This is a genomic window from Paenibacillus sp. B2(2019) (assembly GCF_008370385.1).
Classification (GTDB): Bacteria; Bacillota; Bacilli; order Paenibacillales; family Paenibacillaceae; genus Paenibacillus_AQ.
In genome coordinates, this window is the sequence record NZ_VTZR01000002.1 from 844,413 (window position 1) to 870,824 (window position 26,412).

Consider the following 26,412-nt stretch of genomic DNA (forward strand, 5'->3'; position numbering starts at 1 on the left):
TTCTATTGTTTCCGACTTACTAACTTAATGTAATGGTGCTTGCTTCGGCGAGCACCATTAGACTGCCGAAGGAGGGATTACTGTGATGACAGGACTTCAAATTGTCTATGTAAGATGCGAGTACCGGGATAACCCAATTGGACTGGATACACGTAAGCCGCGATTCAGCTGGCTGCTTAGCTCTGACAGCAGGCATGCGCTTCAGAGCGCTTACCGGATTCAGGCGGCAGACCGCGCTGACTTTAGCGAGACCACACTGCTTATCTGGGATACGCAGAAGCTGGAATCCGATCGTTCGGTTCTCATTGCTTATGAAGGAGAGCCGCTTAAGGCCAGAAGTCGCTATTATTATAGAGTGAAGGTATGGGATCAGGAGGGACATGAATCAGACTGGAGCGAGATCGCTTTCTGGGAGATGGGACTGCTTGGTCTTGATGATTGGACAGCCGATTGGATCACACCTGATGCCAGCGTCATTGATCCTTACGCTGATGCGGTATTTCTTATGCGCAAGGACTTTACTGTACGCGAAGCTGTACGCAACGCCAGATTGTACGTTACAAGCCTTGGATTGTATGAGCTGGAGCTGAACGGCTTGCGTGTTGGCAATGCTGAATATACGCCCGGATGGACCAGCTATAAGTATAGACTGCAGGTGCAGACTTATGATGTAGCTGGGCTGCTGTGTGAGGGTAATGGTAATGCGATCGGCGCATCGCTAGCCAACGGTTGGTATAAAGGCTATCTGGGCTGGAAGCAACAGCGTAATCTATACGGAGACACGAGGGCGCTATTGCTTCAGCTCTACATTGATTACGAGGATGGAACAACTGAGGTTATCCGCACGGATGGCTCGTGGAAGTCAAATACAGGCCCTATACGCCTGTCCGAGTTATACCATGGAGAGACCTATGATGCCCGAATGGAACAGTTCGACTGGAGCTGCCACGGCTTGGATGATACCAAGTGGGCAGCGGTTTCTTTGGTTTCACATACCAAGGATAAGCTAATCATGCAGGAAAGCGAGCTTGTTCGGATAACGCAGAGGATCAAACCGGTTTCGGTATGGAAGACACCCGCCGGCGAGACGGTACTCGATATGGGACAAAATATGGTGGGACGCCTGCACTTCCGTGTAGAAGCGCCGGCAGGAACGCAGATTACCCTTCAGCATGTGGAGGTGCTCGACCAAGCTGGTAATATATATAGCGGCAATTTGCGTACGGCCAAGCAGACGGTGCAATATACCTGTAAAGGCGGCGGAGAGGAAAGCTACGAGCCTCATTTTTCATTCCAAGGCTTTCGTTACGTTAAGTTGGAGGGCTGGCCGGGCGAGCCCAGTCTGGACGCCTTTGCCGGACATGTGATTCATACGGATATGGAGCCAACAGGCACATTCGAATGCTCGCATCCTCTACTAAATCAGTTGCAGTCGAATATTGTCTGGGGACAACGAGGGAATTTCCTTGATGTGCCGACGGATTGCCCCCAGAGGGATGAACGGCTGGGCTGGACGGGCGACGCGCAGGTATTTATCCGTACGGCTGCTTTTAACTTTGGAGTTGCCCCTTTTTTTACGAAGTGGCTGCGGGATCTTAAGGCCGATCAGCGTGAAGATGGTTCCGTTCCGTTCGTCATCCCCCATGTGCTGGGTGAAACGGATTATGGCTCGGCTGCCTGGGGCGATGCGGCAGTGGTTTGTCCGTGGACAGTGTACTTATGTTATGGAGATAAGCAGGTACTGGAGGAGCAATATGACAGCATGAAGGCCTGGGTGGATTATGTGCGAAGCGAAGGAGAAGATCCCTATTTATGGAATAACGGCTTCCATTTCGGCGACTGGCTGGGGCTTGACGCCAAGGAAGGCAGCTATATCGGAGCAACGCCCAAGGATCTGATCGCTACGTGCTTTTTCGCTTATTCCACATCTTTGTTGGTTAAGGCGGCCAAGGTGCTCGGATATTCGGAGGACGCAGAGCGATATGGCCATGTGTATGAGCAGATTGTTGGCGCTTTCGCTAACGAATTTATCACCCCGAGCGGGCGATTGGCTGCCCATACTCAGACCGCATATGTGCTGCCGCTCATCTTTGGACTAGTGGACGCGCCTGTAAAAGAAAGGTTGGCCAGGACGCTTGTCGATTATGTGGAAGAACAGGATGGTCATTTGACAACTGGATTTGTTGGTACGCCTTATTTAAGTCATGCCTTGACGGATCATGGCTATCATGATCTGGCCGTGCGACTGGTACAGCAGGAGGATTATCCTTCCTGGTTGTACGCGATTCATCAGGGAGCAACGACGATATGGGAGCATTGGGATGGGATTAAGCCCGACGGCTCGTTCTGGAGTGACAGAATGAACTCTTACAATCACTATGCATACGGCTCAATTGGCGACTGGCTGTATCGAGCAGTTGCCGGTCTGGATATGGATGAGACAGAGCCGGCCTACAAGCGTATTCTCTTCCGTCCACGACCGGATTCCGGACTTGATTATGCGAAAGCCTCCTACCAGTCGGTATACGGCAAGATTCGCAGCGAATGGTATAAAACAGGTGGAGGCCTTGCAACATATGAATTTGAGGTGCCGCCGAATACTACCGCTACTGCCTTACTTAGAGGATTAAAGCTGGAAGCGGTTCGTGTAAACGGTGAATTGGTATCCGAGGCGGCGGGCGTCATTGAAGCGGGAGAGCAAGAAGAGATGCTGCAACTAAGGCTCGGTTCAGGAAGCTATCGGATCTCTCAATTACACACGAGTGATGCTGAGTGGGACTAACGGTATTGCGGGTCATGGAAGAATCTAATCTGGACCCCATGTCAAGTTCACTAAAAAAAGAGTGGTTTAGTATATTTAAGAGATCAATATGAGATGATTCCTGTATTCAACGAGGGCACTGAAAAAGTTCCTAGTTCATTAAGTGAGCCCGGATGGACACGTACAGTTCTAAGGGGGGAAGGGGATGGAAACATCTCTTACCTACCCGATCCCATTACATTAATAGTTGGTGCTACGGCTGTCTTTCCAACTAGTTCAGCGAAGTCTACTGGCTTAAACCCGAATCTAGATTCATCTTATGCTTATGAAGGAACTAGTAGCAAGAACTCACCTATCAGTGAACAAGAGCAAAGGTCAGACATGAAAAAAGTATTAGTTCCTTATGAGAAATTCGGTTTAATCTATGATGAGACGGATAGCAGTCCCTATAATGGGAAGAAGGTTCGTCAGTTTTTTGATGAAATTGCACAACTTGGGTTCTCTCGTTCCGCTGGTGGAGTAGATTTAGATGCGAGTACAAAAGAAATGCAAAGCATGCCAACCACTTCTGATTCAAAGGATGGGTCGCAGGCTATTGAGAGTTCAACTGTGTTGTCTCGTATAGACAACGGTGAGGTTATTTCATTTGGTCCTTATGAAACGAAGGAAGAGCTTCTAGCTAAGGTAAAGCCTTACTGTGAGCAACAAATCAAGCAAGGAAATATGACGCAGAAGGAAGCAAATGAGATATTGAACAAATACAAGTAAGAATCAAATAGAGTGCTGCCTGAATAAAAGGCAGCACTCTATTTGATTTATTAAATTACTTTGGTTTCTTAGGCGTCACCTTTCTCATGTAACATTAATACGATGAAATATGAACCATGACATTAGCCCGGAAAGGTGTGCGATTATGAACGGAACAATCCTCAATTTCTTTGCTGGCGGGAATACGGCTCACGGCTTTTACAGCCTCTATGAGTCGTCATTGCAAAATTTAACGCGTCTATATGTTTTAAAAGGAGGCCCAGGTACGGGGCAGACCAAACTGATTAGAGAAATTGGAGAGCAGTTGAATCAACAAGGTTATGAGATCTGGTTCATCCACACTGCATCAGATAACGATTCATTCGACGGTGTGATTATTCCCAAATTAAATATAGGAATTGTGGATGGAACAGCTCCGCGAGTAATAAACCCTGAACTGCCTGAAGAGTCCATTGTATTCGTAGATTTGGAGCAGGCCGCTGATCAGTTCCAGTTGTGCCAGCAGAAGTTGGAAATCGATAATTTAGTCGGAGCCATTAAACAAGAACATGAATTGGCTTATGCTGGCTTTGCTGAAGCTCTTCGCATTCATGACGAATGGGAAGCAATTTATATCGCGAAAATGGATTTTCAAGCTGCCGACGAGCTGACACAGGAGTATATTAAGCTTTTGTATGGTGATCAGAAATCTGAAAAATCCAGCCGGGTAGATCATCGTTTTTTAGGTGCGGCGACGCCTAAGGGGGCCGTGGATTTTGTTCCTAATCTAACCTCAGGACTAAAAAGATATCTGGTTAAAGGACGTGCGGGCTCTGGAAAATCTACACTATTGAAGAAAATAGCAGCTGAAGGCATCAAACGTGGTTTCGATGTTGAAATTTACCACTGTGGCTTCGATCCTAATAGCCTTGATATGATTATTGTGCGTGAGCTTGGATTTGCTATTTTTGATAGTACGGCTCCACATGAGTACTACCCAGATCGGGCAACCGACGAGATCGTCGATATGTATTCCCGCTGTATACTACCTGGTACAGATGAAGAATATTCCGAAGCTATAGCCGGCATTAAAGAGCGATATTCGAGCACCATGAAGCAATCCACACAGCATCTTACAGACGCAAAAGTATTCCTAGTTGCATTAAAGCAAATATATACTTCTACCCTGAATTTTGATCGAGTAGACCAGATTAAATCGCAGATTTTAGAGGAAATCAACGAGATTGTTGAAAGTCCACTGGAGGTTTAAACCTACATTTAAGATCGCTCTCTAGAGGGCGGTCTTTTTTTGTGAGAAAAGAAATTGGTATGGTACATACGCACCAATGTGGTTATTTCCACTGGAACTGTATCCAAGTATGCTCTCTCTAGTAACAACGATAAGGGAGAGAAACTTATGAATGATCAAAAAGTAATGTTTAGAACAGGGCTAAAAGATTCTATCGCAATTGTTGCAGGATTTATCCCAGCTTGCTTTACGTTTGGATTGGTCGGTAAGGGGTTAGGTCTAGGAAGTCTGGAAGTATTCTTATTGTCAGCGCTCGTATTTGCGGGGGCTAGTCAATTTATCGGTGTAAAAATGCTTGCCGCAGGAGCAGCCGCTCCAGTGATTTTACTGCTTACTCTGATCATTAACTTAAGATATTTGTTTATCAGCTTATCCTTTGGAGGGCAGTTAAATCGTAACATCAGTGTACTAGCGAGAACTTGGATTGGCTTCAGTTTAACAGAAGAGGTATATGCCGTTAGTATGATCCCTCGAGAAGGAGTAAACCGTAAAACGGAGAATGAAAAAATGAATCAGCCCTTAGGACTTCCTTATCTGCTAGGCCTACAAATCCCTCCCTATGTCGCTAACCTGATAGCAACAGCTTCGGGGATCACCCTTGCCTCCTATATCCCAGCTTTATATTTACCGGCGCTAAACACGTCATTATATGCCTTACTAATTGCACTTGTTGTACCTCAATTGAAAGGTAGCTTACGGAATATGGCTATATGTATATCAGCTGCAGGATCATCTTGGCTACTGAACCCTTTGCTGGGAAACTCTTCGATTCTTATAGCTATGTTGATCGGCATGGCAGTGGGTTCCTTAATTAAAGGGCAAGTGAAAGCGGAGAAGGGGGTATCCGTATGACTATATTAATCATCATAGGTATGGCTGTTATTACATTTTTATTTCGTTTTGTGCCTTTACTGCTTACGAACCATACAAATGGTTCTTCCGAAGTCCAAGCGCTACTGGAGTATTTGCCCATAGCGGTTCTTAGTGCGTTAACGGTACCTGGAATCATTCAGGTAGACCCAGATGTTAATCTTGTGGGTATCGCATCAGGGACTGTCGCTGTTATACTGGTATTAATTAGAAAAATTCCGCTGCTCTTCGTGATTCTAGGCTCTGTTTCCGCAGCAATACTCGTAAAAATGCTAACCCTATATTTTTAAATCAAAAGTCGGAACAGAAGAGGAGGACCTCTTATGAAGCATGATTTGCTGATCACACTCGATAAAGAACGACAGATACCATTTAGCCGTCAAATTTACGAGCAAGTTCGAAATGCTATCCATTCAGGAGCTTTAAGCGGGGGGGACCCCCTGCCTCCGTCTAGAACTTTGGCCAATCAGCTTGGAGTATCCAGAAGCGTGGTCCTTCAATCCTATGAGCTACTACAGGCAGAAGGGTATCTGGAGATGAGAAAAGGGGCGGGAACGTTTATTGCGGAGTTGACGTTGGAGGAGAAAGTTACAAAAGATTATGAGAGCCCTTACAATTTTATAACGAAGGGACCTGATATCCTTACGCTTAATCCTCCTTCTACTAGAGAAGTTGATCATTTGAACCCGGTATTTTGCGATTTTCGACATGGTGTACCTGCTTGGGATGCGTTTCCTATGGATCAATGGCAGAAAGCTCTAATGAATGCTTGCCGCCGCGCTTCACCGGATACTTTAGGCTATGGCCCTGCGGAGGGTTCACTGGGACTACGCCGAGAAATTGCTCGTTTATTACGTTCCACGCGGTCTATGCCCGTTGTTCCAGAACAAATCGTGATTACTTCTGGAGCTACGCAAGCTCTTGATATTTTATCGAGGATTTTCTTATTTAAAGGTGATCAAGTCATTGTTGAAGATCCATCACATAGCGTTGTGCGTGAAATATTTTCTTTTGCTGGGGTAGAGGTCATACCTGTTAAAGTAGATCAAGATGGCATCTGTGTGGAAGAGATCCAGACAAAGAGTGATAACGATAAAGAAGGTAATCTTAAAAAATCGCCAAAGCTAGTCTATGTTACGCCTTCTCACCAGTTCCCTTTTGGGACGACACTGTCCTTGAAACGAAGAGTTCAGCTGTTGGATTGGGCGAAAGCTAATCATGCTTTTATTATTGAAGACGATTATGACAGTGAATATAGGTACGAGGGTCCGAAATTATCCGCGCTTGCTGGTCTTGATGTTGAGGGTCGAGTCATTTATGTAGGCAGCTTTAGTAAAGTATTATTTCCTTCTCTGCGGATAGGTTATGTTGTGTTGCCTCCGGCTTTGCTTCAACCTTTTTTAGCTGTTAAATGGATTACAGATCGCATGTCTTCTGCTTTGGATCAGGAAGCGTTAGCTGAATTTATACAGAATGGTCTCTATGCAAGGCATGTTACACAGATGGGTAAGCTGTATGCCTCTCGTAGAGCCTGTCTCGTAAATAGCTTGAATACTGAATTTGGGAGTCGTGTGCGATATTATGGCGAGGAAGCGGGGCTGCACTTACTGATTGAGCTGGAGTCGGATGCCGAAGAGAATCGTATAGCTGAAGTGGCGCTCCGTTACGGAGTTCGTGTATATCCTGCATCTTCTTATTTTCTGGAGAGTAAACCTAAGGGACCTGTGTTTCTACTTGGCTATTCTAATCTTACTGAGAATCAGATTAAGATGGGTGTGAACAGACTGATGTTAGCCGAAGCAGAAGCGACAGTTAGTAGTAGTCATTTGTAATAGAAATGTTGGAACTTTATCATAAAACTTGTATGTTCCCTCTATAGTTTCAGCCTTCAGACATCCATAATGAAAGGTGAAGTTATTTCTAATTCTGGAGGTTCTTATGAAACGCTACATTATAGGAATTGATCTCGGTGGAACGAATATCAAAGCAGGAATTTACGATTTCGATTTTATAGCTGTAAAAGAAATATCTACAACTACAGAGGCAGCTAAAGGCCCGTTACATGTGCTGGAACGGATTAGAGAAGCTGTACGTTTGATTACGGTTGAAGCGGATATTTCGTTAGATTTAGTAGAAGGTATGGGAATCGGAGTGCCCGGATTACTTGATCCGGTAGCCGGTATTTCTTTTTTCTCGCCGAATTTTCCGGGGTGGGAGCAAGTACATGTTGTTGACGAGATGAAGCAGTTTTATGATTTCCCTATTTTCATTGATAACGATGTAAGGGTTAATCTGTATGGAGAATGGCAGCAAGGTGCAGGCAGAGGTTACAACAATCTAGTTCTGATTACTTTGGGAACGGGTTTAGGATCGGGTATCGTGAACAACGGGAAAGTAATCTACGGCACGTCTTATAGCGCTGGTGAAATTGGGCACATGAATATGTACAGGAACGGACGACCTTGTAAATGTGGGAGCTCGGGCTGCTTGGGACGATATGTCTCCGCGCTTGGCATGGTGAACACTTTTAAAGAAAAGCTGAAGGAAGGCCGAACCAGCATGATTCAGACCTGGACAAATAATCAAGAAGAGCAAATTACCGCGCTAATGATATCTGAAGCCTACGAACTCGGAGACGCTCTCTCTATGGAGGTCATGCAGGAGACAGGGACTATACTTGGCTTTGGATTAGCGAATGTAGTGAATATGCTCAACCCTGATCTAATTATTGTAGGTGGGGGGATGGCAGCAGCGGGCGATAAATTGCTCCAAACTGTAAGAGAAGCTGTAAGTCAGCATGCGTTGAAGCTATCTGGAAGTAAGTGTGAAATTGTTCAAGCTTCGCTGGGAAGTCGGGCCGGAACTATTGGTGCTGCCTCTTATGCATATAGTAAGCTTAAAGAAGCAGAGTAGCTAAAAATAATTGTTAATTTAGTATGAACTGGAACCAGATGGAGCCGCCCGGAATACAACAGTAATAAAATCCGTGGAGGTGCTCATATGTTTGCAATCATGCAATTAATAGGTGGGGTGATCCTGTCTTTGGGATGGATTCCTCAAATTATTCAAATCCTTAAATCAAAATCCGTAGCCGATTTAAATTTGAAGTCGTATTTACTTATGCTGCTCGGGATTAGTCTAATGGAAGCATACGCGATAAGTTTGGCGGTTACGGGAGTAGGTTTAGCTTTTTTGATTACGAATACGATGTCCTTATGTGTTGTGTTGCTGGTTATTATTCTAGTGCTTAAATATCGAGCAAGATCATGATTGAAGTTAAGAAGGAAGGAAACGGAATGACGTAATGTTATCGAAAAGCCGCATCTACGGACTATGCCGCAATATGACAAGAACAAGATTTGTACTGGCTAGGAAATGTTATTGTTTCACCCGATTATAGAGGTAAGGGAGCCGCGGAGTATTTGATTCGTACCATGCTTGCTGCTGCTAAAGAGGACTTACAGCTTCAAGAGTTACATCTAGTTTGTCATAATGTGAATACTAAAGGGATGTTATTATACTCCAGATTAGGGTTTAAGCCGTATGAAATTGTCAAAAGAACAGGTCCTCATGAAACAATCATCGCCGGAATCTTTATGAAAATAGAGCTAACTTAGGTTAGTAAATGCGGAGGTACTTTTGAGCGAAAAATATTTTACATACGAAATAGATGCAGTAACTTTTCAATTGCAAGAGCCTTGTGATTTTGCTTGGTTATCTAAACTTGGCAGGGTGTTCAAAGTGTTCGATCAGCAGGACTCGGGAAATCTTTCTTTTGGTGTGGAGAAGGAGGGTCAGAAGTATTTTGTGAAATTTGCTGGTGCAAAGCCTTTGACTTACGATGGGAACCCCTCGGATGCTGTTGATAATTTGATTAAAGCTATTCCGTTATATAAAGAGCTAGAATCTGAAGTGCTGATCTATCTGGTGTCACATTTTGAAGTTGGAGTGGGATATGCAGCGGTGTTTGAATGGTTTGAAGGTGAATGTTTACATTCGCATTGGCTGTTTGCGGGAGAAGCTAAGTTGAACCATCCGGAATCGCCTTTTTACCGCTATAGGCAACTATCTATTGAAAAACGTTTAGCGTCCTTAGACGTAATCTTTGCATTTCATGAACATGTTGAGTTGCAGGGTTATGTCGCTGTCGATTTTTACGATGGAAGTATTCTTTATAATTTCGTGAACGATGAAACAAGGATTTGTGATATTGATTTTTATAGAGCTAAGCCAACTGTAAATGACCTGGGAGAGAACTTCTGGGGCTCATCGAGATTCAAGTCACCGGAAGAGTTTATCTTGGGTGCACCGATTGATGAAGTTACCAATGTATTCAATATGGGCGCAACAGCATTTGTTCTTTTAGGAGGAGCCTCCGACCGGTCGTTTGCAAAATGGGAAGCCAGCCAAGCGCACTACGATATTGCTTTACGGGCGGTTAACCTGGAGCGTGAGCAGCGGTATCAGAGTGTGGCGGAATTTAAATTAGCTTGGGATAGAGCAGGGATTGTTTGAGGCGGGTGGGAAGTGGGGGAAATTAGTTGCTGGTGAACCTATTCAATTTGGACAAGGAAAAGGAAGTTGATCTAGAGTACGTTGTTATTTTGGTTAGGCACGGTGAAAAATGGATCTTGGCGAGACATCAGGATCGTTCGACGTGGGAGTTTGCCGGAGGACATATAGAAGTTGGCGAGACACCGGAGGAGGCAGCTGCTAGAGAGTTATTTGAGGAAACGGGAGCCAAACAATCTTCTCTTGTCCCTATAGCTGTGTATACGGTTATTATTGATGATGCTCCCGGAAGTTTTGGAAAGCTGTATTTGGCTGATGTGGAACAATTCGCTGAGCTACCACCATATGAGATGGCAGAAATCAAAGGATTTACTGAAATACCAACTGATTTGACTTATCCCTTGATTTATCCAGCTCTAATTTCAAAAGTACAAGATTTCATAAACAGTTCGTCTTCAACTGTAAGATAAGAATGATAGCTCTGCTATTGTCACATGATATGATTTATAAATAGAACAAGCAGGAGGGGTTTCATTGAAAAGAGACATTCAGCATGTTCCCTACGGCTATGAGCCACCGGTTGAACAACGTAAAGGGACATTAGTGTTTTACGATTCTTTTGAACATATATCCGATCAAGAGCTTGAAATCGCGGCAAAAACAGCAGCAGATCGTCGTTTCACAAAGCTGGTGCTCTATCCACTGCATGAGGAAACGGTGAGACGGATGACCAAAGAGCCGGTGAGCGCTTATTACAAGCGTGAAGACCGGCTGCATGAATGGAAAAGGGAGCAAGGACTTAGCTTCATCACGATAGAGAGTTTGGAGGGAAAGCGAAAGAAATATACTCCGCTTGATTCCGCGCTTCGGCATCTTGCAGAAATCTATCCTTCGCCGATTTTTCTGTATCTAACACCTGAGGTGGCGAATCAGTTTGCGTCTTACTCCTCTTTTGAAGAATGGATTGTAAAGATCCGCTTATTGTTGCCATCTGCACCTTCATCACTTCATCCAAGGCTACTAAAATTTCGCCATCGCTGGGATGTTGTTGGAGAAGAGAAAGATTAAGATTTAATGTGTGCTGCTCTGTTTACGTCTGTAATTGTACATTCTCCACTGATAATGGATAAAACATCCGATGCAAAAACCAAGTATCGCAACAGTGGCTGCCACTGCAACTAGCGCTGTGAAAATATAGGCAGCAATCGTCCACCCCGCGATGAAGCTGATCAGACCACCTGTGAGACAGAAGACAGCAATCGTTTGATTGAACTGTTGCTGTGACCAGTCTTCGAGTACATAGTGCGAACGTTCTTTTGTCAGAAACTTAGCAGCCAGTTTAATAATGGGATTATAGCCGAATAAGAGTCCGAGCAATCCGGCAAACAAGGGCAGCGCAAGAATCCAGTGCTGTCCTGTTAGCCATGTCAATATTACAGAAATGACGATAAACGCCTGATTAGTCTTTACTAATGGTCGTGGAATTCCTTTGGGCACGTTTTGCATTTTATTCACACCTTTCTCATTGGAATAATTATAGTATACGCTGGGGTTAAGAGAATGGGAAGTAGATTACTTTGAATTTAAGTAATTTATATGTTGACATATCTCCGAAAAATATGGTTTTATTATGTAGACCAATTGTTATAATGCAAAGGAAGTGTCAGCTTGTCGAACAAGCCGAATACGCGTGAGGCGATTCTGGACACCGCTTCGAAATTATTTTTTTCTCAGGGATATCATGCAACAGGACTAAATCAGATTATTAAAGACAGCGATTCACCGAAGGGATCTCTTTATTATTACTTCCCCCACGGTAAAGAAGAGCTGGCTTTAACATGCATTAACCGGACTAGTCTAACAGTCGCTCAGAAACTGAACTGTCATATGGAGAGCAGCAATAGTGCAGCTGAAGCAATGGAGGATTTTATTCTAGGCATGGCTATGGATGCAGTGGAATCTTCATTTGAGGGGATTGTTCCATTTAGTTTTTGGTTAGCGGCGGAGACCTCTTGTATTAGTGAGGAGCTGCGGACTGCATGTAAATCTGTGTTTATGGACTTGCAGGATGTGATCAAGAAACGCCTTCTTGAAGAAGGTGTGGAGAGCAACACTGCAGCCGATAAGGCTTCAGTAATAGTCTCATTATTTGAAGGAGCGCTTCTTCAGACGCTGACTTTACGGGATGAACAGCCGCTTCTCGCGGCGGCGAAGATTATCCCAGCAATATTTGGTTAGAGATAGACAATAGATAAGAACATCAGGGGGATTAAGAGTGGAATCAACTATGCAAGGAAAGCAACAAAAGGAAGTAAAGAAGTTTAAAACCATTCCGATTCTAGTCTCTTTACTACTTGCAGGATTTATCGGAATGTTCAGTGAAACCGCACTGAATGTAGCTTTAAGTGATCTTATGAATGTCCTTCAAATTACTCCAGCAACAGCACAATGGTTGACGACGGCTTATCTGCTTACACTGGGAATTCTAGTACCAATTTCGGGTATGCTGCTTCAATGGTTCTCGACTAGACAGTTGTTTGTTGCTGCATTATGTTTTTCAATACTTGGAACGTTTTTAGCTGCAGTATCACCTAGTTTTGAGTTCCTATTAACAGCGCGTGTGGTACAAGCAATGGGTACAGCGCTTCTTTTACCACTTATGTTCAATACGATCCTTATTATCATTGCTCCTGAAAAACGGGGTGCCGCGATGGGGATGATAGGGTTGGTTATCATGGTAGCACCTGCGATCGGTCCTACTATTGCCGGTCTTCTAATTGAAAGCCTTAGCTGGCACTGGATCTTCTGGCTGTCACTGCCATTCCTGGTGATCGCTTTGATATTCGGGATCCTCTTCATGCAGAATGTTACGAAGGTTACGAAGCCGAAGATCGACATCCTTTCCATAGTGTTATCATCAATCGGGTTTGGTGGAATCGTGTTTGGTTTCAGTAGCGCCGGTGAAGAAGCTGGTTGGGGAAGTCCAAAAGTAATCATAGCTATCGTAGTAGGTGTGGTATCACTCTTATTGTTCGGTTTGCGCCAAATGAAGATGAAGCAGCCTATGATTAATCTGCGAGCTTTTAAATATCCAATGTTCTCCATTGGTGTGGCTATGGTGTTCATTTGTATGATGGTTATCCTGTCATCCATGTTGATTCTTCCAATGTATCTTCAACAGGGTCAAGGGTATACAGCGTTCAAGGCAGGCTTGCTGCTACTTCCAGGGGGGATTATTAACGGATTGATGTCCCCAATCATGGGTCGACTGTTCGACAAATACGGTCCCAAATGGCTCGTTATTCCAGGCCTGATTATTGCAGCTACAGCTTTATGGTTCTTCTCCAGTATTACTGTAGCTTCTACTGTCGTATTCGTAATCGTACTTCACAGCACGCTTATGATTGGTGTGTCGATGGTATTTATGCCTGCACAAACCAACGGAATTAACCAGTTGCCGTTAGAATTATATCCAGATGGTACAGCGATCATGAATACATTGCAGCAGGTTGCTGGTGCGATCGGTACTGCATTAGCTGTCAGCATTATGTCCGCAGGTTCTAAGAGTTATTTGAAGACTGTGGCCGATCCAGCCGATCCAGCTAATATGTTGCCTGCATTCACGCAAGGTGTACAAAATGCATTTATTTTTGGAATGAGTATGGCGATTGTAGGTCTAATCCTTGCATTCTTCGTGAAAAGAGTAGTCGTTAATCATAAAATGAATACATCAATGCATTAATCATTAAATTTGTAAAATCCCCTTACGGTAGATAGTGGAGAAGGTTCATGTACGTATGAACATACCACTGTTAATCGGAGGGGATTTTTTTAATCATAACAAGAAAGAGGGACCTCTCCCCGGTAGAATACCGAGAAGCGTCCGCCACCTAACTTCTTTTTAAGAAAAATGCTGGGCTATATTAGTCAGATACTCTGCTTCATCTGTATTTTCTTTCATATGAATGAGCATTTTTGCATCTTCTCCAACAATGTACCGGAACTGACTTGTCCCATCTGTGGCGGCTTGATATATTGTTTCCGCAACAATTTCTGGAGGCGAAGCATAGGTAGGTTGTTTTTCCATCTCACCCAATTTACCCAAAAAAGCAGTAGTAAAGGGTTTATAATCCGTTAATGCATCATTAAAAAAGAACTCCATCGATCTTCCACCAAAGTCCGTTTGAATAGCACCTGGTTCAATTAACTTAACTTTAATGTTCTGTGATGCTAATTCATAAGATACGGATTCAGAAAAACCTTCTACGGCGAATTTCGTTGAATGATACAGAGACATTGTAGGAAAGGTTACTTTTCCACCCATAGAAGAGATATTGATTAACAAACCATCTTGATTAGATCTAAAATGTGGCAATATGGCTTTAGTCATACTGATAAGACCAAACACGTTCACTTCAAACTGTCTTCTGATCTGCTCATCTGTAGCTACTTCTATAAGACCCATTGTTCCATAACCAGCATTATTGAGAAGAACGTCAATTTTACCGAACCGCTTAATCGCTTCCGCTAACGCAGGTTGAATTGTGTCTGATTTCTCAACATCAAGCTGTAAAACCAATACATTATCAAGTGTAATAAGTTCACTTTCTTGTTCAGGTGAACGCATCGTGGCTACGACGTTCCATCCTCTTTCAGCAAAATGTTTTGCTGTAGTTCTCCCAATGCCAGACGAAGCACCCGTTATAAAAATTGTTTTCATTAACAATTCCTCCTAAAAGTTTTCTGAGCGTTACATCTTCACTTAGTACGTACAAAACTTACTTCGTAAGCACTAACTGCTCCATGTTTGATAACCCTTCGGCAATGATTTTGAGTTTTGCTTTATATTCTTCAATACCAATTTGGATACAGATGATCTGTGCTGGATGCATTTCATCTTTATAAAGTGAATACTGCTCAAGTAACTGATCTAACTTATGTTGTGAATCCTCCTGTACCTGCTTCAACCAAAGAATCACCTTGTCATACCCAACAAATTCACCAAAGTATAGCCTCATCATAAAATCAGATTTCTTAATACTGTCAGCCTCTAGTGGGGCAAGTAAATATGCGTTAAAACTATCTCTTCCTTTATCCGTGATGTTTAAAAGATTCTTATTAGGCTTACCTTCTTGCTGTACATTTTCCTTAGTTATCAAACCCTCCTTTTCCATGCGTGCAAGTGTGGGATAAATCGTTCCATAACTAGAACTATAGAAATTAGAGAATACATTCTCCAATAACTGTTTGATTTCGTAACCAGTCTTCGATTCTTTCATAAGCATGCCTAAAATAACATCCTGACTGTTCAAAATAGAACCTCCTTGTTGTTTAGAAATATTTGTATATCACGCTTATAATATATCGGTTAGATATATATTGTGTCAATATATATTATTTTGATACAGGTAACTTTATCGAAATCATAAATCACTTGTTCCTTGAGGATTGTTTGGAATGGGTACTATGAACCAATTAGTTTCAGGTTATTCCCGTATGTCTAAATATTAAGTACAATTACATATATGGCAAAAGGGAGGTCATCTATTGAACTGGAAAAAATCAGGCTTGTTAAGTATTGCTATAGCCCTTGGTTCAGTGACAGGATTCAGTACTTTGGGTATAGAGCCAGTATCTGCCGCAACGGCAACGGAATCTGCAGGCGTTTATAATCAATTCCAGCAGTATGTACAGAAGCCGACATCTCTTGCTAGCGCACGTAATTATTTAATTAACCATATCAAAGAAGTGGATACCTGGACAGCGACTCAGATGACACTTCAGCTCGAGAATGCACAGAAGGCACATTTATCTGTATACTCAGAAAAGGTTTTTCCGGACAAGATGCAGAAAGAGATAAACAGTGCTTTTTCCAAAAGCAAAAATCTAACCTATACCTCACTCTTTAATACGATCAAAGATGCCAACGTACGCAATGTGTTAATTGAAGGCCGGGATAAGGGATATAAGCTGGAGACCAGTGAGGGCATGTACTATCCGGTAATGCATTATGAGGGATTTAAGATCTTTAAGCCGTATATTACCAAGGACATCGCAGCTTATATTGACATCATGGCCACCGAATCTAATCAACCGAGTGTATCTGATGCAGCGATTGTAATCAGTTGGACCGAGTTAACGAATAGAGCGCTTGCAATAGAGGATTTTGTGACGAAATATCCTGCTTCTAACCGTTCAACCGCTCTTCAGAAAGAACTTCTCATTGCAACGTCTCGCTTATTATATGGAACAAGTAATACACCTGCATATGACTATGATGAGCAAGTTATCAAACCAGAAGTAAAAAAGGCGTATGAGAATGCACTAAAAAATAGCAAAGTTGATACTAGAATTCTTTCGATTTTAGAAAAGCTACTACAATTACTTAATTCTACGAATAATAAATTCACTCCTGTAATAGAAAAATTTCTAGTTGAAACCGTAAACTCGTAATTATTAGAGTATGTAAAGACAACATCTGAGAAGAGGCTGGATTAATTGAGAATAGGATCAAAAGGAATAAGAATCGCTGTTTTCGCAGTCGTGCTGTTGTTGTGGACAAACAGTATGTTTATGGGTAGTGCTGATGCTGCTTATGTCGGCTCTTCAACAGACTCTGTGCTGCAGCAAATGCAAATGGAGAAGAAGAACCATTTACCGCAAGGTTTTGTCTATCTGGATGAAGTGATTCCAACGGCACAATATGAGATTCGATATTACGGAGATAATAATTTTGTGGGGAAGCGGATTGATGGCTACAAGGCGCCTTTAGCGATATTCTCGCGGACAGCGGCAACAGCTTTGAAGGCTGTAAGTGAGGATTTATTGGACAAAGGGTATATTCTTAAAATTTATGATGCTTATCGTCCGCAGACGGCGGTGAATCATTTTGTAAGATGGTCACAGAATGCCGTAGATACTAAAATGAAACAGCAATATTATCCGCGACTGGATAAACGTAATCTATTTAAACTTGGTTTTATAGCTAAAAAATCAGGCCATTCCAGAGGTAGCACCGTCGATTTAACGATCGTAAATAAAGAAACGGGAGCTGAAGTAGATATGGGAAGCCCTTTTGATTTTTTCGGAGACATCTCCTATTACGATACGTCCTTAATCAACAAGACTCAGAAAGCAAATCGGGCGATACTCAAAGAGGCGATGGTAAAACAGGGATTTAAACCTTACAGCAAAGAATGGTGGCATTTTACGCTGATCAAGGAACCTTTTCCTAAACAATATTTTGACTTCAAGGTGGAATAACCTAGAACTTGAATGTCTATGTAAGAAGCGTTTCACTTTTTTTGTTGAGCTTTACTACCATTAGGATTAGCAGATGCTGGAAACGCACATAATACTAATAGTCAAAAAAAGGGAGGTTTCGAACGGATGAACAAAATCGCGGTTGTTGTAGTGTTAAGTGTACTGTTATTGGTAAATGGATTTGGAGGAACTACCTCTTCTACGGCTTGGGCAGATGCTAGTGAAGTAAAGGTGGTTTTGAATGGTCAGGTTCTGAAATCAGATCAATATTCAGCGTATCCTAACGGTTCTACGGTCATGCTACCCCTTAGAGAGGCATCAAGCGTCTTGAAATATCAAACCACTTATCAAAAAAGTACGGACACCATTACATTAAGCGGAGTCAAACAAAAGATTGAATATAAAGTAGGAAACGACTATATTACCATTAATGATAAAGAGAAAAGAGACTTTAAGGATAATGTTGTGTTTAGGAAGGAACACTTATATGTTCCGCTCTCTTTTTTCACTAGTGCAGGACTGGTAACCTCTTATAATGCTGAAGCTAATCTAGTGGAAGTTTATGCGCCCGAGGTTACAGCAAGTGTGATAGCGGGACTGCTGAGTACTGGGCAATTTCAAGAGTTAGAGAATCGATTCTTTAGTGATGAAATGAAACGTTCGCTTTCCACTACGGGTTTACAGAAATATTGGGCTGATTTTACTGCACGAGCTGGTACTTACCATGGGATAAAGTCTACTGAAAGTATTCAAAAAGAAGATCAAATGTCAATACAATGTCTACTTGGCTTTGCTGTAACGGATGCGTCCCTTGAGTTTGTTCTCAATAAGTCTGGTAAGATTGTTGAATTAAAAGGAAACCTTCCTTCCATTTAATCTTGAGAATAATAAAGATTTAGGTTTAGAACAACAGGCTATGCGTGCGTCCCTTAAGAAGAGATTTCTTCGTGGGACCATGCATAGCCTTTTTTGTGTTTCAATAAACATACTGAGATGAACGTAAATGCAATGTATTTTTATTGTAAAAAAGGGTTTTGTTTGTTGACTTTCACATTCATCGAAGGTAAATTAAAATTTGAAATAATTGTTAAAGCATTTAACTAAATTAGAGAAAAGAGTGGAGTACTGGATGACAAAATCAATTACTCAGAGTAGCCCGACAGAAGAACGGCCATTCTCGCTAAGAGCGATCCTCCCCCCGCTTCTTGCTATTATCGTCGGGATGATTATGGTTATTCTGGATGGAACCGTCGTGAATGTGGCTATACCGAAACTGGTGGACTATTTTTCTTCAGATTTAAAAACGATTCAGTGGGCGATTACAGGTTACACGTTAGCTTTAGCTGCTGTAATACCGCTCGCAGGCTGGATGACAGATCGCTTCGGTTCTAAACAAGTGTTTCTGGTGACGCTCACGTTGTTCATTCTTGGCTCCATGTTATGTTCTGTGGCTCAAACTTCTTCGCAGCTTGTTATTTTTCGTGTGATCCAAGGACTTGGTGGGGGGATGGTAGCTCCTATTGGGATGGCTATGGTGTTTAAGTTAGCTCCAGCAGAACGAAGAGGATCGATTATGGGAATGCTTGGGATCCCCATGCTGCTTGCACCTGCACTTGGCCCGATATTGTCCGGATGGCTTGTTGAATATGTTAGCTGGCATTGGATCTTCCTGATTAACGTGCCGATTGGGATTGTTGGTATTATTCTTGGTATTAAGTATTTGCCCAAGACGGAGAAGATCGGTAAAGGCAACCTCGACATACTTGGCATTATACTGGCACCGATTGCGTTTTCCATGCTAGCTTATGGAGTAAATGAAGGTGGGTCGAATAGTTGGTCATCGACTCCAGCAATCCTTGGATTATCTGTTGGTGGCGTTGCACTGATTCTATTTATAATCGTTGAGCTGCGGCATAAACAGCCTTTGCTGGATCTGCGCGTCTTTCGCTCCTCAGATTTCACCCGCGGCATTATTTTAACATGGGTCATGCAAGCTGCATTGTTTGGTTCCATGCTGTTTGTGCCGCTATACTTACAGCAGATTCGGGCTTATACACCACTAGAGACGGGGCTGATTCTGCTTCCGCAAGCTTTAGCTTGTGTAATCGGCATGCCGCTTGGTGGTAAATTGTTTGATAAGATAGGGGCACGACCGCTGGCTTTTGTGGGTCTGAGCATCATTACAGTTACCCTATTCCTACTGTCTGGGATTACGATGACTACAAGTCTAAATACCATAATGATGTATCTTGCTTTATTAGGATTTGGGATGGGTATAGCGATGATGCCACTCAATACACATGTTCTGAATGCCGCGCCGCGTGAATTGGTGAGCCGGGTCACATCGCTTACAGCAGCGGCACAGCAGGTGGTTGTGGCCTTTGCTGTAGCAGGCTTGACGGGTTATCTGACAAGTCAAATTACTGTGCATATGGGAGCATTGAAAGCAGGAAGTAATCCTTTATCTGCAGCAGTTCTAGGCTTTGATGATGTATTTTTTCTATCTGGTTGTATAGCTGTAGTCGGTGTACTTATGAGTATTATCCTGCGCAAACCGAAGCTTTCCTCGAATGATTCCTCCTCCGAAGAGAGTCAGAAAGCAGATGCAGCAATGATGATGGGACATTAATTTATACGATAATCTTAGATAATAAAAAAAGGCGTCGTTCAGCTTGTATAGCTAACGACGCCTTTTTTGTATGAGAAAATCATCCTATAGATGTTCTGGTTTCTTCTGAGCCCACCTAGGGCTGAATGTAACTTTACCGAGTAGCTCCGATGCTACAATGCCTAGTAGAACAAGAGCTGCACCAGCATATCCTTGTATCGATAGCTTTTCAGCGGCGAACCAATAGCCAAACAACGCGGCGAATACCGGCTCGAGGGAGAAGATCAGTCCGGTGCGTGTAGGTGAAGTATATTTTTGAGCAATGGGTTGTAGGATGAAGCCACAGGCACTACAGAGAATCCCAAGTGCGAGGATCGCAATCCATGCTGGTAAGGTCGAAGGAAGCGAAGGTGTCTCGAATAGCGCAGATAACACTAGAGCAAACCCTCCGGCAAAACCCAACTGTAAGATTCCAATATTCAGTGAATCACATTCTTTTACAGCCTTGCCTGTAAATAAGATCTGTACCGCATAGAACACCGCCGAAAGAATACAGAGGAAGTCTCCTGGCCCAATTTTTAAGGTAGCGTTTAATGTAAGAAGTCCAATGCCAGCTATAGCGAGTACGGAGCCAAAAACCTGCGGAGGTGCAACTCTTTTTTTGAAAAGTATACGATCTATTATCGGTACAAATATGACCGTCAAGGCTACTAAAAATCCAGCGTTGGAGGTTGTCGTGGTCTTCAGTCCGAACGTTATACATGTGAACACGCCGAGGAGTAAGAATCCGAGTAGAGCACCATATTTCAATGTTTTGATGTCAACTTTTCGTAAACGTTTGTGGAAGATCACTGTGGCTAATATAAAAGCAAGTCCGAAGCGGAGTGCAATCAGATTGAATTCGCCTAACGTGCCTAACCCCATTTTCATAAATATGTAGGAGGAACCCCAAAATAATGTTACAACTAACAGCATCAGCTCAGCTTTGAGCGGTTTCATCTCGTCATCCATCCTTCTTCATTTTCAACTCAATTTAGTATAATACGGCTCTATACATAAGGTAACTGAATGTTTATCATAGGATACATGAGTAAAACTTATGTAATTTAAAAAGGTGAGGGATAGAGGTTGAGCATCAATAAGTATGAGATTTTTCTAAAAGTTGTAGAGCTAGGTAGCTTAACAAAAGCAGCAGATGTGCTGGGCTTTACGCAATCTGGAATTAGCCACACGATTAGTAGCTTGGAGATGGAGTTTGGTTTCACGTTATTAATTAGAAATAGATCTGGCGTTAAATTGACGGTAAACGGGGAGCAAGTACTACAGCCTATCCGTGAAATTCTGAAGTGGAATGAAAAATTGAAGCAGGAAGTAGCAGATATACATGGGCTAGAGGTCGGGACCATTACCATCGGTACATTCACGAGTGTATCCGTGCATTGGTTGCCAGGAATGATTAAGCAATTTCGCAGTGAATACCCCTATATCGAAATCAGGTTGATGGAAGGTGGTTACTTAGAGGTTGAGCAATGGATCGAGGCTGGAGTCGTTGACTGTGGTTTTATTTCTCTGCCTACGCGTGAGAAGTTCGAAGTGATTCCCTTAAAAAAGGACCGGATGTTAGGGATCGTATCCAAAGAAAATCCGCTTAGTGCAGAACCTTTTCTCTCCTTATCCCAAATTGCTAAAGAGGATTTCATCATCCCGAAGGCAGGTTCAGATTATGATGTTAGGCGTGTACTGGATAAGGCGGGTATTAAACCGAATATTAAGTTCTCAGCAGGTGATGATTATGCCATTATGGCCATGGTAGAGAAGGGACTTGGAATTAGTATTTTGCCAGAGCTTGTATTAACCCGTCAGAATTATAATGTAACGATGCTTGAATTGGAAGAACGTAGTTTCAGATCACTTGGAATCGCTGTACATTCTATGAAATACGCATCTCCCGCCACTAAAAAGTTCCTAAAGCATGTACAAGCGTGGTTGATGGGGAATCCCTGAACCCTAAGAATACACCGTTTAGAATGAGCAAAACCCCTGATTAATTCAGGGGTTTTATTATGAATGAATATCCAAAATAAGGGTTGACGAGGGACTTTGTTCATGAGAGAATGTACGCGCGTACATTTATTGAATGCGCTTTCGTAGGAGGGATTTCTATCGCCAGCCGTAAAGAGGTTGCCAAGCTTGCCGGAGTCTCAGAAGCTACAGTCTCTCGCGTGTTAAACAACGTAGGCCCGCTCAAGGAAGAAACGAAGGAACGTGTGTTGGCAGCTGCGCTCAAGCTGAGATATACCCCTAGTTCACTCGCGCAGAGCTTTGCTCGTAGAAGAAGTGGGCACCTTGGTGTAGTAATGCCTTATTTGCCAAATGCACGCTTGTTTTCCACTTATTATTTTTCAGAAATATTAAGTGGAATTGGGAGTAAGGCGCGAGAAGAGGGTTATGATCTGTTAATGCTGTTTCGAAATGCCGAAGAGAGAGTGGACTATAACGAATTGTTTAAGATGCGGAAGATTGATGCTTGTATTGTACTCGGTGCCAAAGAGGATCCAGGTGAGCGAGCCTCACTTCGACGTTTGAAGGAGGAAGGTCATCCGTTTTGCCTGATTAATCAGCATTTTGAAGGAGAGGCTTTTCACGAGGTGGATGCTGATCATGTCGAAGGAAGCTGGCAAGCGGTCAGGCACTTACTGGATCAGGGCTTTACGAGGATTGCCTTTCTAAACGGGCCAGCATCTTATTCGAACAGCCGAGATCGTTTAACTGGTTATTTGCGCGCTTTGGAGGATTCTAACCTTCCTTTAGATGAATCACTTCTATTCGAAGGTAACTTCAGTCGTAAAAGCGGTGCTATTGCTGCCAAGAAGATGTTGCCTCTGCTAAATGAGATTGATGCCATTGTAGCGGCCAATGATCGAATGGCCATTGGATTGCAGCAAGGCCTACAGGAACTAGGCATCCCAAGAGATCGCATCCCAGCCATGGTGGGTTATGATGATTCAGAGGCTGCTGAGCTTACTACACCAGCCTTAAGCAGTGTGCGTGTTCCCTTTTATGAGCTAGGAGAAATTGCTGTATCTAAGGTATTAGAATTGCAGGGGAATAGTCGCTCAGAAATATCAACCCCCTCCCAAGTCATCCAGATTAAATTATCGACTGAACTAGTAATACGAGCTTCATCTAAATCTAAGAAATCTGAGGAGGAATAAGATGAAACAGCTTCGCATTGGAATGATCGGTTATAAATTTATGGGTAAGGCGCACAGTAATGCTTACCGCAGTTTACCAATGTTTTTCCCGAAAGCGCTTAAACCTGAGATGTCTGTGATTTGTGGACGGAATGCTGAAGCGCTTGAAGAGGCTGCCACTCAATTAGGATGGTCGGATTGTGTTACGGATTGGAAAGATCTAATCGCTCGTGAGGATGTCGATCTTATTGATATAAATGCCCCTAGTAATGCACATAAGGAGATTGCTCTGGCAGCAGCCAAAGCTGGTAAACATATTTTTTGTGAAAAACCACTCGCACTGACCTTGGCAGATTCCCGTGAAATGCTGCAAGCCGCTGAAGATGCAGGGGTTACACATATGGTTGGTTTTAATTATCGCTTTTCACCGGCGGTTAGACTTGCTAAGAAGCTAGTAGAGAGCGGGCGGCTTGGGAAGATCTATCATTTTCGGGCTTGGTTTCTACAAGACTGGATTATTGATCCGGAGTTCCCGTTAGTGTGGAGATTGCAAAAGGAGATTGCGGGTTCAGGCTCACATGGTGATTTGGGTGCGCATCTCATTGATCTCGCACATTTTTTAGTAGGTGATGTGAAGGAAGTAATCGGTATGAGTGAGACCTTCATTAAAGAACGTCCACTTGCTGCTGAAATGACCGGATTAAGTGCCAAAGGGGATAAGGATGCTCCTAAGGGCAAGGTAACTGTAGATGATGCCACATTGTTTTTAGCCCATTTTGATAACGGTGCCTTAGGTAGTTTTGAAGCTACAAGATTCGCAGCAGGTCATCGCTCTACCAATTCTTTTGAGATCAACGGAAGCCTTGGCAGTGTGAAATTTGATTTCGAGCGAATGAATGAACTCGAGGTTTATTTAACCTCAGATACAGAGGATGTTCAGGGCTTTCGGCGTGTGCTAGCAACGGACCCAGCTCATGAATATGCGGAGGCTTGGTGGCCGCCGGGCCATACGATTGGTTTTGAACATACGTTTATTCACGAAATGCTGGAGCTTTCTAACGCGATTGAAGAAGGACGTCAGCCTGTACCTAATTTCCATGATGGAGTGAAATGCCAAGCTGTGTTAGAAGCGGTAGAACGCTCTATTGAACAGCGCCGATGGGTCGAAATATCTGAGATGTAATCAACAAAAATACGTGTTCAATATTCGATGTCGAGTAAGCTTCTGGGAATACTTCGTGATCAAAAGCGGACTTTTTGAACAACCTCTATTAGAAGGAGTGCTGAAGATGAGAAAAGCGTTGATAGTATGGGGCGGTTGGGATGGCCATGAGCCTGAACAGGTAGCTGATATATTCGCTAAAGTACTGCAAGAGGAACAATTTGAAGTTGTGGTATCGAATACACTTGAGGCTTTTGCCGATGCGGAGAAGCTTCTTGAACTAGATTTGATCGTTCCGGTATGGACGATGGGTACAATCGAACAGAATCTAGTGAATAATGTCTCGGCAGCTGTTCAGAACGGAACGGGCCTTGCGGGTTGCCATGGCGGGATGTGTGATTCTTTCCGAAATAATGTGGATTGGCAGTTTATGACGGGGGGGCAATGGGTAGCTCATCCCGGCAATGATGGTGTGAACTACACCGTAGAGATTTGCCAAAGCTCAAGTCCTCTCGTAGAAGGATTAGAAGACTTCACCGTTTGTTCAGAGCAATATTATCTGCATGTAGATCCAGCTGTAGAAGTACTTGCAACGACTCGTTTTCCAGTTGTTGAAGGCCCACATTCTTTCAACAAAGCCGTGGATATGCCAGTAGCTTGGACCAAACGGTGGGGTCATGGCAGAGTGTATTATAATTCACTCGGACATCATGCCGATATTGTAGCTATGCCACAGGTAAAGGAAATGATGCGCAGAGGACTGCTATGGGCTGCCGAGGGTAAAGTTCGCGCACAATCCCAAATTTCAGCGGTTAGTAGTAGCTATAGCGGAATGGCAGACAGTTAATAATCTCTGGGAGCGATCAACGAATGGATAAAGTCAAAGTAGGAATTATCGGATGCGGTAAAATCAGTAGCATATATATGGAGAACTGTCAGAAGTTCGAGATTCTTGATCTAGTTGCATGTGCGGACTTGGACTTGGAGAGAGCGAAGGAACAAGCCGATAAATACAATATTCCAAGCGTTTACACCACAGAGCAATTACTGAATGATCCGGAGATAGAGATCGTTATCAACCTGACGATTCCAGCTGTTCATGCGGATGTATGCCTGAAAGCTATCGAAGCGGGTAAACATGTGTATGTTGAGAAGCCACTTGCTGTGACGAGAGAAGAAGGACGCCAAGTTCTGTCAGCGGCTCGAGAAAAGGGCGTACTAGTAGGCAGCGCACCGGAAACATTCTTTGGATCGGGCATCCAAACCGTATTGAAACTGATCGAGGAGGGGGTAATTGGCGAACCCGTTGCAGCTACCTCATTTATGATGGGGCGTGGACATGAGCATTGGCATCCAGATCCAGAATTCTACTATGCCGCTGGTGGAGGTCCAATGTTCGATATGGGACCATACTATTTGACAGCATTGGTGCAGTTATTGGGTCCAATTCGTACGGTTAGCGGGATGACTGGTAAAGCGCTAGTCGAACGCACGATTACAAGTGAGAAGAAATCGGGTAATAAAATTCCTGTTCAAATTCCAACTCACGTTGCCGGAACATTAAGATTTGAGAATGGAGCCATAGCAACGCTGATTACAAGTTTTGATATCTTTGGCGGCAGTAACCTGCCGCATATAGAAATCTACGGAACACTTGGAACGATTCAAGTGCCGGATCCTAATAACTTTGGCGGTCCGGTGAAATTCAGGCTCATGGGTCAGAATGAATGGACAGAGCAAACGCTGTTATCTGGATATGATCAGAATACACGCGGAATTGGTCCAGCGGATATGGCATATGCCATTCGGACGGGAAGAAAGCACCGCGCCAGTGGAGAATTGGCTTATCATGTACTAGAAGCGATGTGGGCATTCCATGATTCTTCAGATACTCATTCATTCTACGAAATGAAGAGTACCTGCACCCGTCCTGAAGCTCTTCCGATTGGACTCGCTCCTTATACATTAGATTAGAGAATTCATTCT

Annotated in this window: 27 protein-coding genes; 23 read left to right on the plus strand and 4 right to left on the minus strand. The window is 43.3% G+C overall.

What is annotated here, in order from left to right:
* The first annotated feature begins 85 nt into the window (after positions 1 to 85).
* The 12 genes from PAENI_RS04240 to PAENI_RS04295 all read left to right on the plus strand — a co-directional run bounded on the left by PAENI_RS04240 (position 86) and on the right by PAENI_RS04295 (position 11,267).
* A complete protein-coding gene (locus PAENI_RS04240; protein ID WP_149644584.1) occupies positions 86 to 2,782 on the plus strand; it encodes an alpha-L-rhamnosidase in 2,697 nt (898 codons plus the stop codon).
* Positions 2,783 to 2,875: 93 nt separating this feature from the next.
* Positions 2,876 to 3,529, plus strand: a complete 654-nt coding sequence (locus PAENI_RS04245; protein WP_149644339.1) for a hypothetical protein — start codon at positions 2,876 to 2,878, stop codon at positions 3,527 to 3,529.
* A gap of 145 nt (positions 3,530 to 3,674) precedes the next feature.
* A complete protein-coding gene (locus PAENI_RS04250; protein WP_149644340.1) occupies positions 3,675 to 4,778 on the plus strand; it encodes a PRK06851 family protein in 1,104 nt (367 codons plus the stop codon).
* A gap of 147 nt (positions 4,779 to 4,925) precedes the next feature.
* On the plus strand, positions 4,926 to 5,669 hold the full coding sequence (locus tag PAENI_RS04255) for an AzlC family ABC transporter permease (RefSeq protein ID WP_149644341.1): 744 nt from the start codon (positions 4,926 to 4,928) through the stop codon (positions 5,667 to 5,669).
* Positions 5,666 to 5,977, plus strand: coding sequence for an AzlD domain-containing protein (locus PAENI_RS04260; RefSeq protein WP_149644342.1), 312 nt, complete (start codon positions 5,666 to 5,668; stop codon positions 5,975 to 5,977). Before PAENI_RS04255 ends, PAENI_RS04260 begins: the two co-directional genes overlap by 4 nt.
* A 33-nt stretch (positions 5,978 to 6,010) precedes the next feature.
* Positions 6,011 to 7,519, plus strand: a complete 1,509-nt coding sequence (pdxR, locus tag PAENI_RS04265) for a MocR-like pyridoxine biosynthesis transcription factor PdxR (RefSeq protein ID WP_149644343.1) — start codon at positions 6,011 to 6,013, stop codon at positions 7,517 to 7,519.
* Positions 7,520 to 7,625: 106 nt separating this feature from the next.
* A complete protein-coding gene (locus tag PAENI_RS04270; RefSeq protein ID WP_149644344.1) occupies positions 7,626 to 8,600 on the plus strand; it encodes an ROK family protein in 975 nt (324 codons plus the stop codon).
* Between the two features lie 87 nt (positions 8,601 to 8,687).
* Positions 8,688 to 8,957 (plus strand): PQ-loop domain-containing transporter, encoded by a 270-nt coding sequence (locus PAENI_RS04275; RefSeq protein WP_076286400.1) that lies wholly within the window; start codon positions 8,688 to 8,690, stop codon positions 8,955 to 8,957.
* Between the two features lie 89 nt (positions 8,958 to 9,046).
* The gene (locus PAENI_RS04280; RefSeq protein WP_149644345.1) at positions 9,047 to 9,304 is read left to right on the plus strand and encodes a GNAT family N-acetyltransferase; all 258 of its coding nucleotides are present in this window, start codon (positions 9,047 to 9,049) and stop codon (positions 9,302 to 9,304) included.
* 22 nt (positions 9,305 to 9,326) lie between these two features.
* Positions 9,327 to 10,202, plus strand: a complete 876-nt coding sequence (locus PAENI_RS04285) for a serine/threonine protein kinase (RefSeq protein ID WP_149644346.1) — start codon at positions 9,327 to 9,329, stop codon at positions 10,200 to 10,202.
* Between the two features lie 32 nt (positions 10,203 to 10,234).
* Positions 10,235 to 10,669, plus strand: a complete 435-nt coding sequence (locus PAENI_RS04290; RefSeq protein WP_262495513.1) for an NUDIX hydrolase — start codon at positions 10,235 to 10,237, stop codon at positions 10,667 to 10,669.
* Between the two features lie 64 nt (positions 10,670 to 10,733).
* Positions 10,734 to 11,267: a hypothetical protein gene (locus PAENI_RS04295; protein WP_149644348.1), complete on the plus strand. Its 534-nt coding sequence runs from the start codon at positions 10,734 to 10,736 to the stop codon at positions 11,265 to 11,267.
* 3 nt (positions 11,268 to 11,270) lie between these two features.
* On the opposite strand, the gene PAENI_RS04300 is transcribed toward PAENI_RS04295, so the two are convergent.
* Entirely contained in the window at positions 11,271 to 11,705 is a 435-nt protein-coding gene (locus PAENI_RS04300; RefSeq protein WP_149644349.1) for a DUF4395 domain-containing protein, read from the minus strand.
* 162 nt (positions 11,706 to 11,867) lie between these two features.
* Here PAENI_RS04300 and PAENI_RS04305 point away from each other — a divergent pair, with 162 nt between their 5' ends.
* Positions 11,868 to 12,437: a TetR/AcrR family transcriptional regulator gene (locus PAENI_RS04305; protein WP_149644350.1), complete on the plus strand. Its 570-nt coding sequence runs from the start codon at positions 11,868 to 11,870 to the stop codon at positions 12,435 to 12,437.
* A 49-nt stretch (positions 12,438 to 12,486) separates the two neighbouring features.
* Positions 12,487 to 13,941, plus strand: coding sequence for a DHA2 family efflux MFS transporter permease subunit (locus PAENI_RS04310; protein WP_149644585.1), 1,455 nt, complete (start codon positions 12,487 to 12,489; stop codon positions 13,939 to 13,941).
* A gap of 159 nt (positions 13,942 to 14,100) precedes the next feature.
* On the opposite strand, the gene PAENI_RS04315 is transcribed toward PAENI_RS04310, so the two are convergent.
* On the minus strand, positions 14,101 to 14,919 hold the full coding sequence (locus PAENI_RS04315) for an SDR family oxidoreductase (protein WP_149644351.1): 819 nt from the start codon (positions 14,917 to 14,919) through the stop codon (positions 14,101 to 14,103).
* 58 nt (positions 14,920 to 14,977) lie between these two features.
* Positions 14,978 to 15,511 (minus strand): PadR family transcriptional regulator, encoded by a 534-nt coding sequence (locus PAENI_RS04320; RefSeq protein WP_149644352.1) that lies wholly within the window; start codon positions 15,509 to 15,511, stop codon positions 14,978 to 14,980.
* Positions 15,512 to 15,746: 235 nt separating this feature from the next.
* On the opposite strand from PAENI_RS04320, the gene PAENI_RS04325 reads away from it, so the two are divergent.
* The 4 genes from PAENI_RS04325 to PAENI_RS04340 all read left to right on the plus strand — a co-directional run bounded on the left by PAENI_RS04325 (position 15,747) and on the right by PAENI_RS04340 (position 20,091).
* Positions 15,747 to 16,652 carry a hypothetical protein gene (locus PAENI_RS04325; protein WP_149644353.1) on the plus strand — a complete coding sequence of 302 codons (906 nt, stop codon included), beginning with the start codon at positions 15,747 to 15,749 and terminating at the stop codon, positions 16,650 to 16,652.
* 45 nt (positions 16,653 to 16,697) lie between these two features.
* Positions 16,698 to 17,462, plus strand: coding sequence for a M15 family metallopeptidase (locus PAENI_RS04330; protein ID WP_223178900.1), 765 nt, complete (start codon positions 16,698 to 16,700; stop codon positions 17,460 to 17,462).
* A 126-nt stretch (positions 17,463 to 17,588) separates the two neighbouring features.
* Positions 17,589 to 18,338 (plus strand): stalk domain-containing protein, encoded by a 750-nt coding sequence (locus tag PAENI_RS04335; RefSeq protein WP_149644354.1) that lies wholly within the window; start codon positions 17,589 to 17,591, stop codon positions 18,336 to 18,338.
* 253 nt (positions 18,339 to 18,591) lie between these two features.
* Complete coding sequence (locus PAENI_RS04340) at positions 18,592 to 20,091, plus strand: DHA2 family efflux MFS transporter permease subunit (protein WP_149644355.1); 1,500 nt, start codon at positions 18,592 to 18,594, stop codon at positions 20,089 to 20,091.
* Between the two features lie 84 nt (positions 20,092 to 20,175).
* Here the strand turns inward: PAENI_RS04340 and PAENI_RS04345 are convergent, their stop codons facing one another.
* Positions 20,176 to 21,069 carry a DMT family transporter gene (locus PAENI_RS04345; protein ID WP_042187811.1) on the minus strand — a complete coding sequence of 298 codons (894 nt, stop codon included), beginning with the start codon at positions 21,067 to 21,069 and terminating at the stop codon, positions 20,176 to 20,178.
* A gap of 129 nt (positions 21,070 to 21,198) precedes the next feature.
* Here PAENI_RS04345 and PAENI_RS04350 point away from each other — a divergent pair, with 129 nt between their 5' ends.
* The 5 genes from PAENI_RS04350 to PAENI_RS04370 all read left to right on the plus strand — a co-directional run bounded on the left by PAENI_RS04350 (position 21,199) and on the right by PAENI_RS04370 (position 26,400).
* Positions 21,199 to 22,074, plus strand: coding sequence for a LysR family transcriptional regulator (locus PAENI_RS04350; RefSeq protein WP_060624019.1), 876 nt, complete (start codon positions 21,199 to 21,201; stop codon positions 22,072 to 22,074).
* Positions 22,075 to 22,184: 110 nt separating this feature from the next.
* Positions 22,185 to 23,285 (plus strand): LacI family DNA-binding transcriptional regulator, encoded by a 1,101-nt coding sequence (locus tag PAENI_RS04355; RefSeq protein ID WP_188114468.1) that lies wholly within the window; start codon positions 22,185 to 22,187, stop codon positions 23,283 to 23,285.
* Position 23,286: 1 nt separating this feature from the next.
* Positions 23,287 to 24,447 (plus strand): Gfo/Idh/MocA family protein, encoded by a 1,161-nt coding sequence (locus PAENI_RS04360; RefSeq protein WP_149644356.1) that lies wholly within the window; start codon positions 23,287 to 23,289, stop codon positions 24,445 to 24,447.
* A 106-nt stretch (positions 24,448 to 24,553) separates the two neighbouring features.
* The gene (locus PAENI_RS04365) at positions 24,554 to 25,273 is read left to right on the plus strand and encodes a ThuA domain-containing protein (protein WP_149644357.1); all 720 of its coding nucleotides are present in this window, start codon (positions 24,554 to 24,556) and stop codon (positions 25,271 to 25,273) included.
* A gap of 23 nt (positions 25,274 to 25,296) precedes the next feature.
* Positions 25,297 to 26,400, plus strand: coding sequence for a Gfo/Idh/MocA family protein (locus tag PAENI_RS04370; protein WP_149644358.1), 1,104 nt, complete (start codon positions 25,297 to 25,299; stop codon positions 26,398 to 26,400).
* Positions 26,401 to 26,412: the final 12 nt, after the last annotated feature.

Excerpts from the sequence above, each read along its gene's own strand:
- PAENI_RS04240 (WP_149644584.1), top strand. The coding sequence starts at position 86 with ATGACAGGACTTCAAATTGTCTATGTAAGATGCGAGTACCGGGATAAC.
- PAENI_RS04245 (WP_149644339.1), top strand. The coding sequence starts at position 2,876 with ATGATTCCTGTATTCAACGAGGGCACTGAAAAAGTTCCTAGTTCATTA.
- PAENI_RS04250 (WP_149644340.1), top strand. The coding sequence starts at position 3,675 with ATGAACGGAACAATCCTCAATTTCTTTGCTGGCGGGAATACGGCTCAC.
- PAENI_RS04255 (WP_149644341.1), top strand. The coding sequence starts at position 4,926 with ATGAATGATCAAAAAGTAATGTTTAGAACAGGGCTAAAAGATTCTATC.
- PAENI_RS04260 (WP_149644342.1), top strand. The coding sequence starts at position 5,666 with ATGACTATATTAATCATCATAGGTATGGCTGTTATTACATTTTTATTT.
- pdxR (WP_149644343.1), top strand. The coding sequence starts at position 6,011 with ATGAAGCATGATTTGCTGATCACACTCGATAAAGAACGACAGATACCA.
- PAENI_RS04270 (WP_149644344.1), top strand. The coding sequence starts at position 7,626 with ATGAAACGCTACATTATAGGAATTGATCTCGGTGGAACGAATATCAAA.
- PAENI_RS04275 (WP_076286400.1), top strand. The coding sequence starts at position 8,688 with ATGTTTGCAATCATGCAATTAATAGGTGGGGTGATCCTGTCTTTGGGA.
- PAENI_RS04300 (WP_149644349.1), bottom strand. The coding sequence starts at position 11,705 with ATGCAAAACGTGCCCAAAGGAATTCCACGACCATTAGTAAAGACTAAT.
- PAENI_RS04310 (WP_149644585.1), top strand. The coding sequence starts at position 12,487 with ATGCAAGGAAAGCAACAAAAGGAAGTAAAGAAGTTTAAAACCATTCCG.
- PAENI_RS04315 (WP_149644351.1), bottom strand. The coding sequence starts at position 14,919 with ATGAAAACAATTTTTATAACGGGTGCTTCGTCTGGCATTGGGAGAACT.
- PAENI_RS04335 (WP_149644354.1), top strand. The coding sequence starts at position 17,589 with ATGAACAAAATCGCGGTTGTTGTAGTGTTAAGTGTACTGTTATTGGTA.
- PAENI_RS04340 (WP_149644355.1), top strand. The coding sequence starts at position 18,592 with ATGACAAAATCAATTACTCAGAGTAGCCCGACAGAAGAACGGCCATTC.
- PAENI_RS04345 (WP_042187811.1), bottom strand. The coding sequence starts at position 21,069 with ATGAAACCGCTCAAAGCTGAGCTGATGCTGTTAGTTGTAACATTATTT.
- PAENI_RS04355 (WP_188114468.1), top strand. The coding sequence starts at position 22,185 with ATGTACGCGCGTACATTTATTGAATGCGCTTTCGTAGGAGGGATTTCT.
- PAENI_RS04360 (WP_149644356.1), top strand. The coding sequence starts at position 23,287 with ATGAAACAGCTTCGCATTGGAATGATCGGTTATAAATTTATGGGTAAG.
- PAENI_RS04365 (WP_149644357.1), top strand. The coding sequence starts at position 24,554 with ATGAGAAAAGCGTTGATAGTATGGGGCGGTTGGGATGGCCATGAGCCT.
- PAENI_RS04370 (WP_149644358.1), top strand. The coding sequence starts at position 25,297 with ATGGATAAAGTCAAAGTAGGAATTATCGGATGCGGTAAAATCAGTAGC.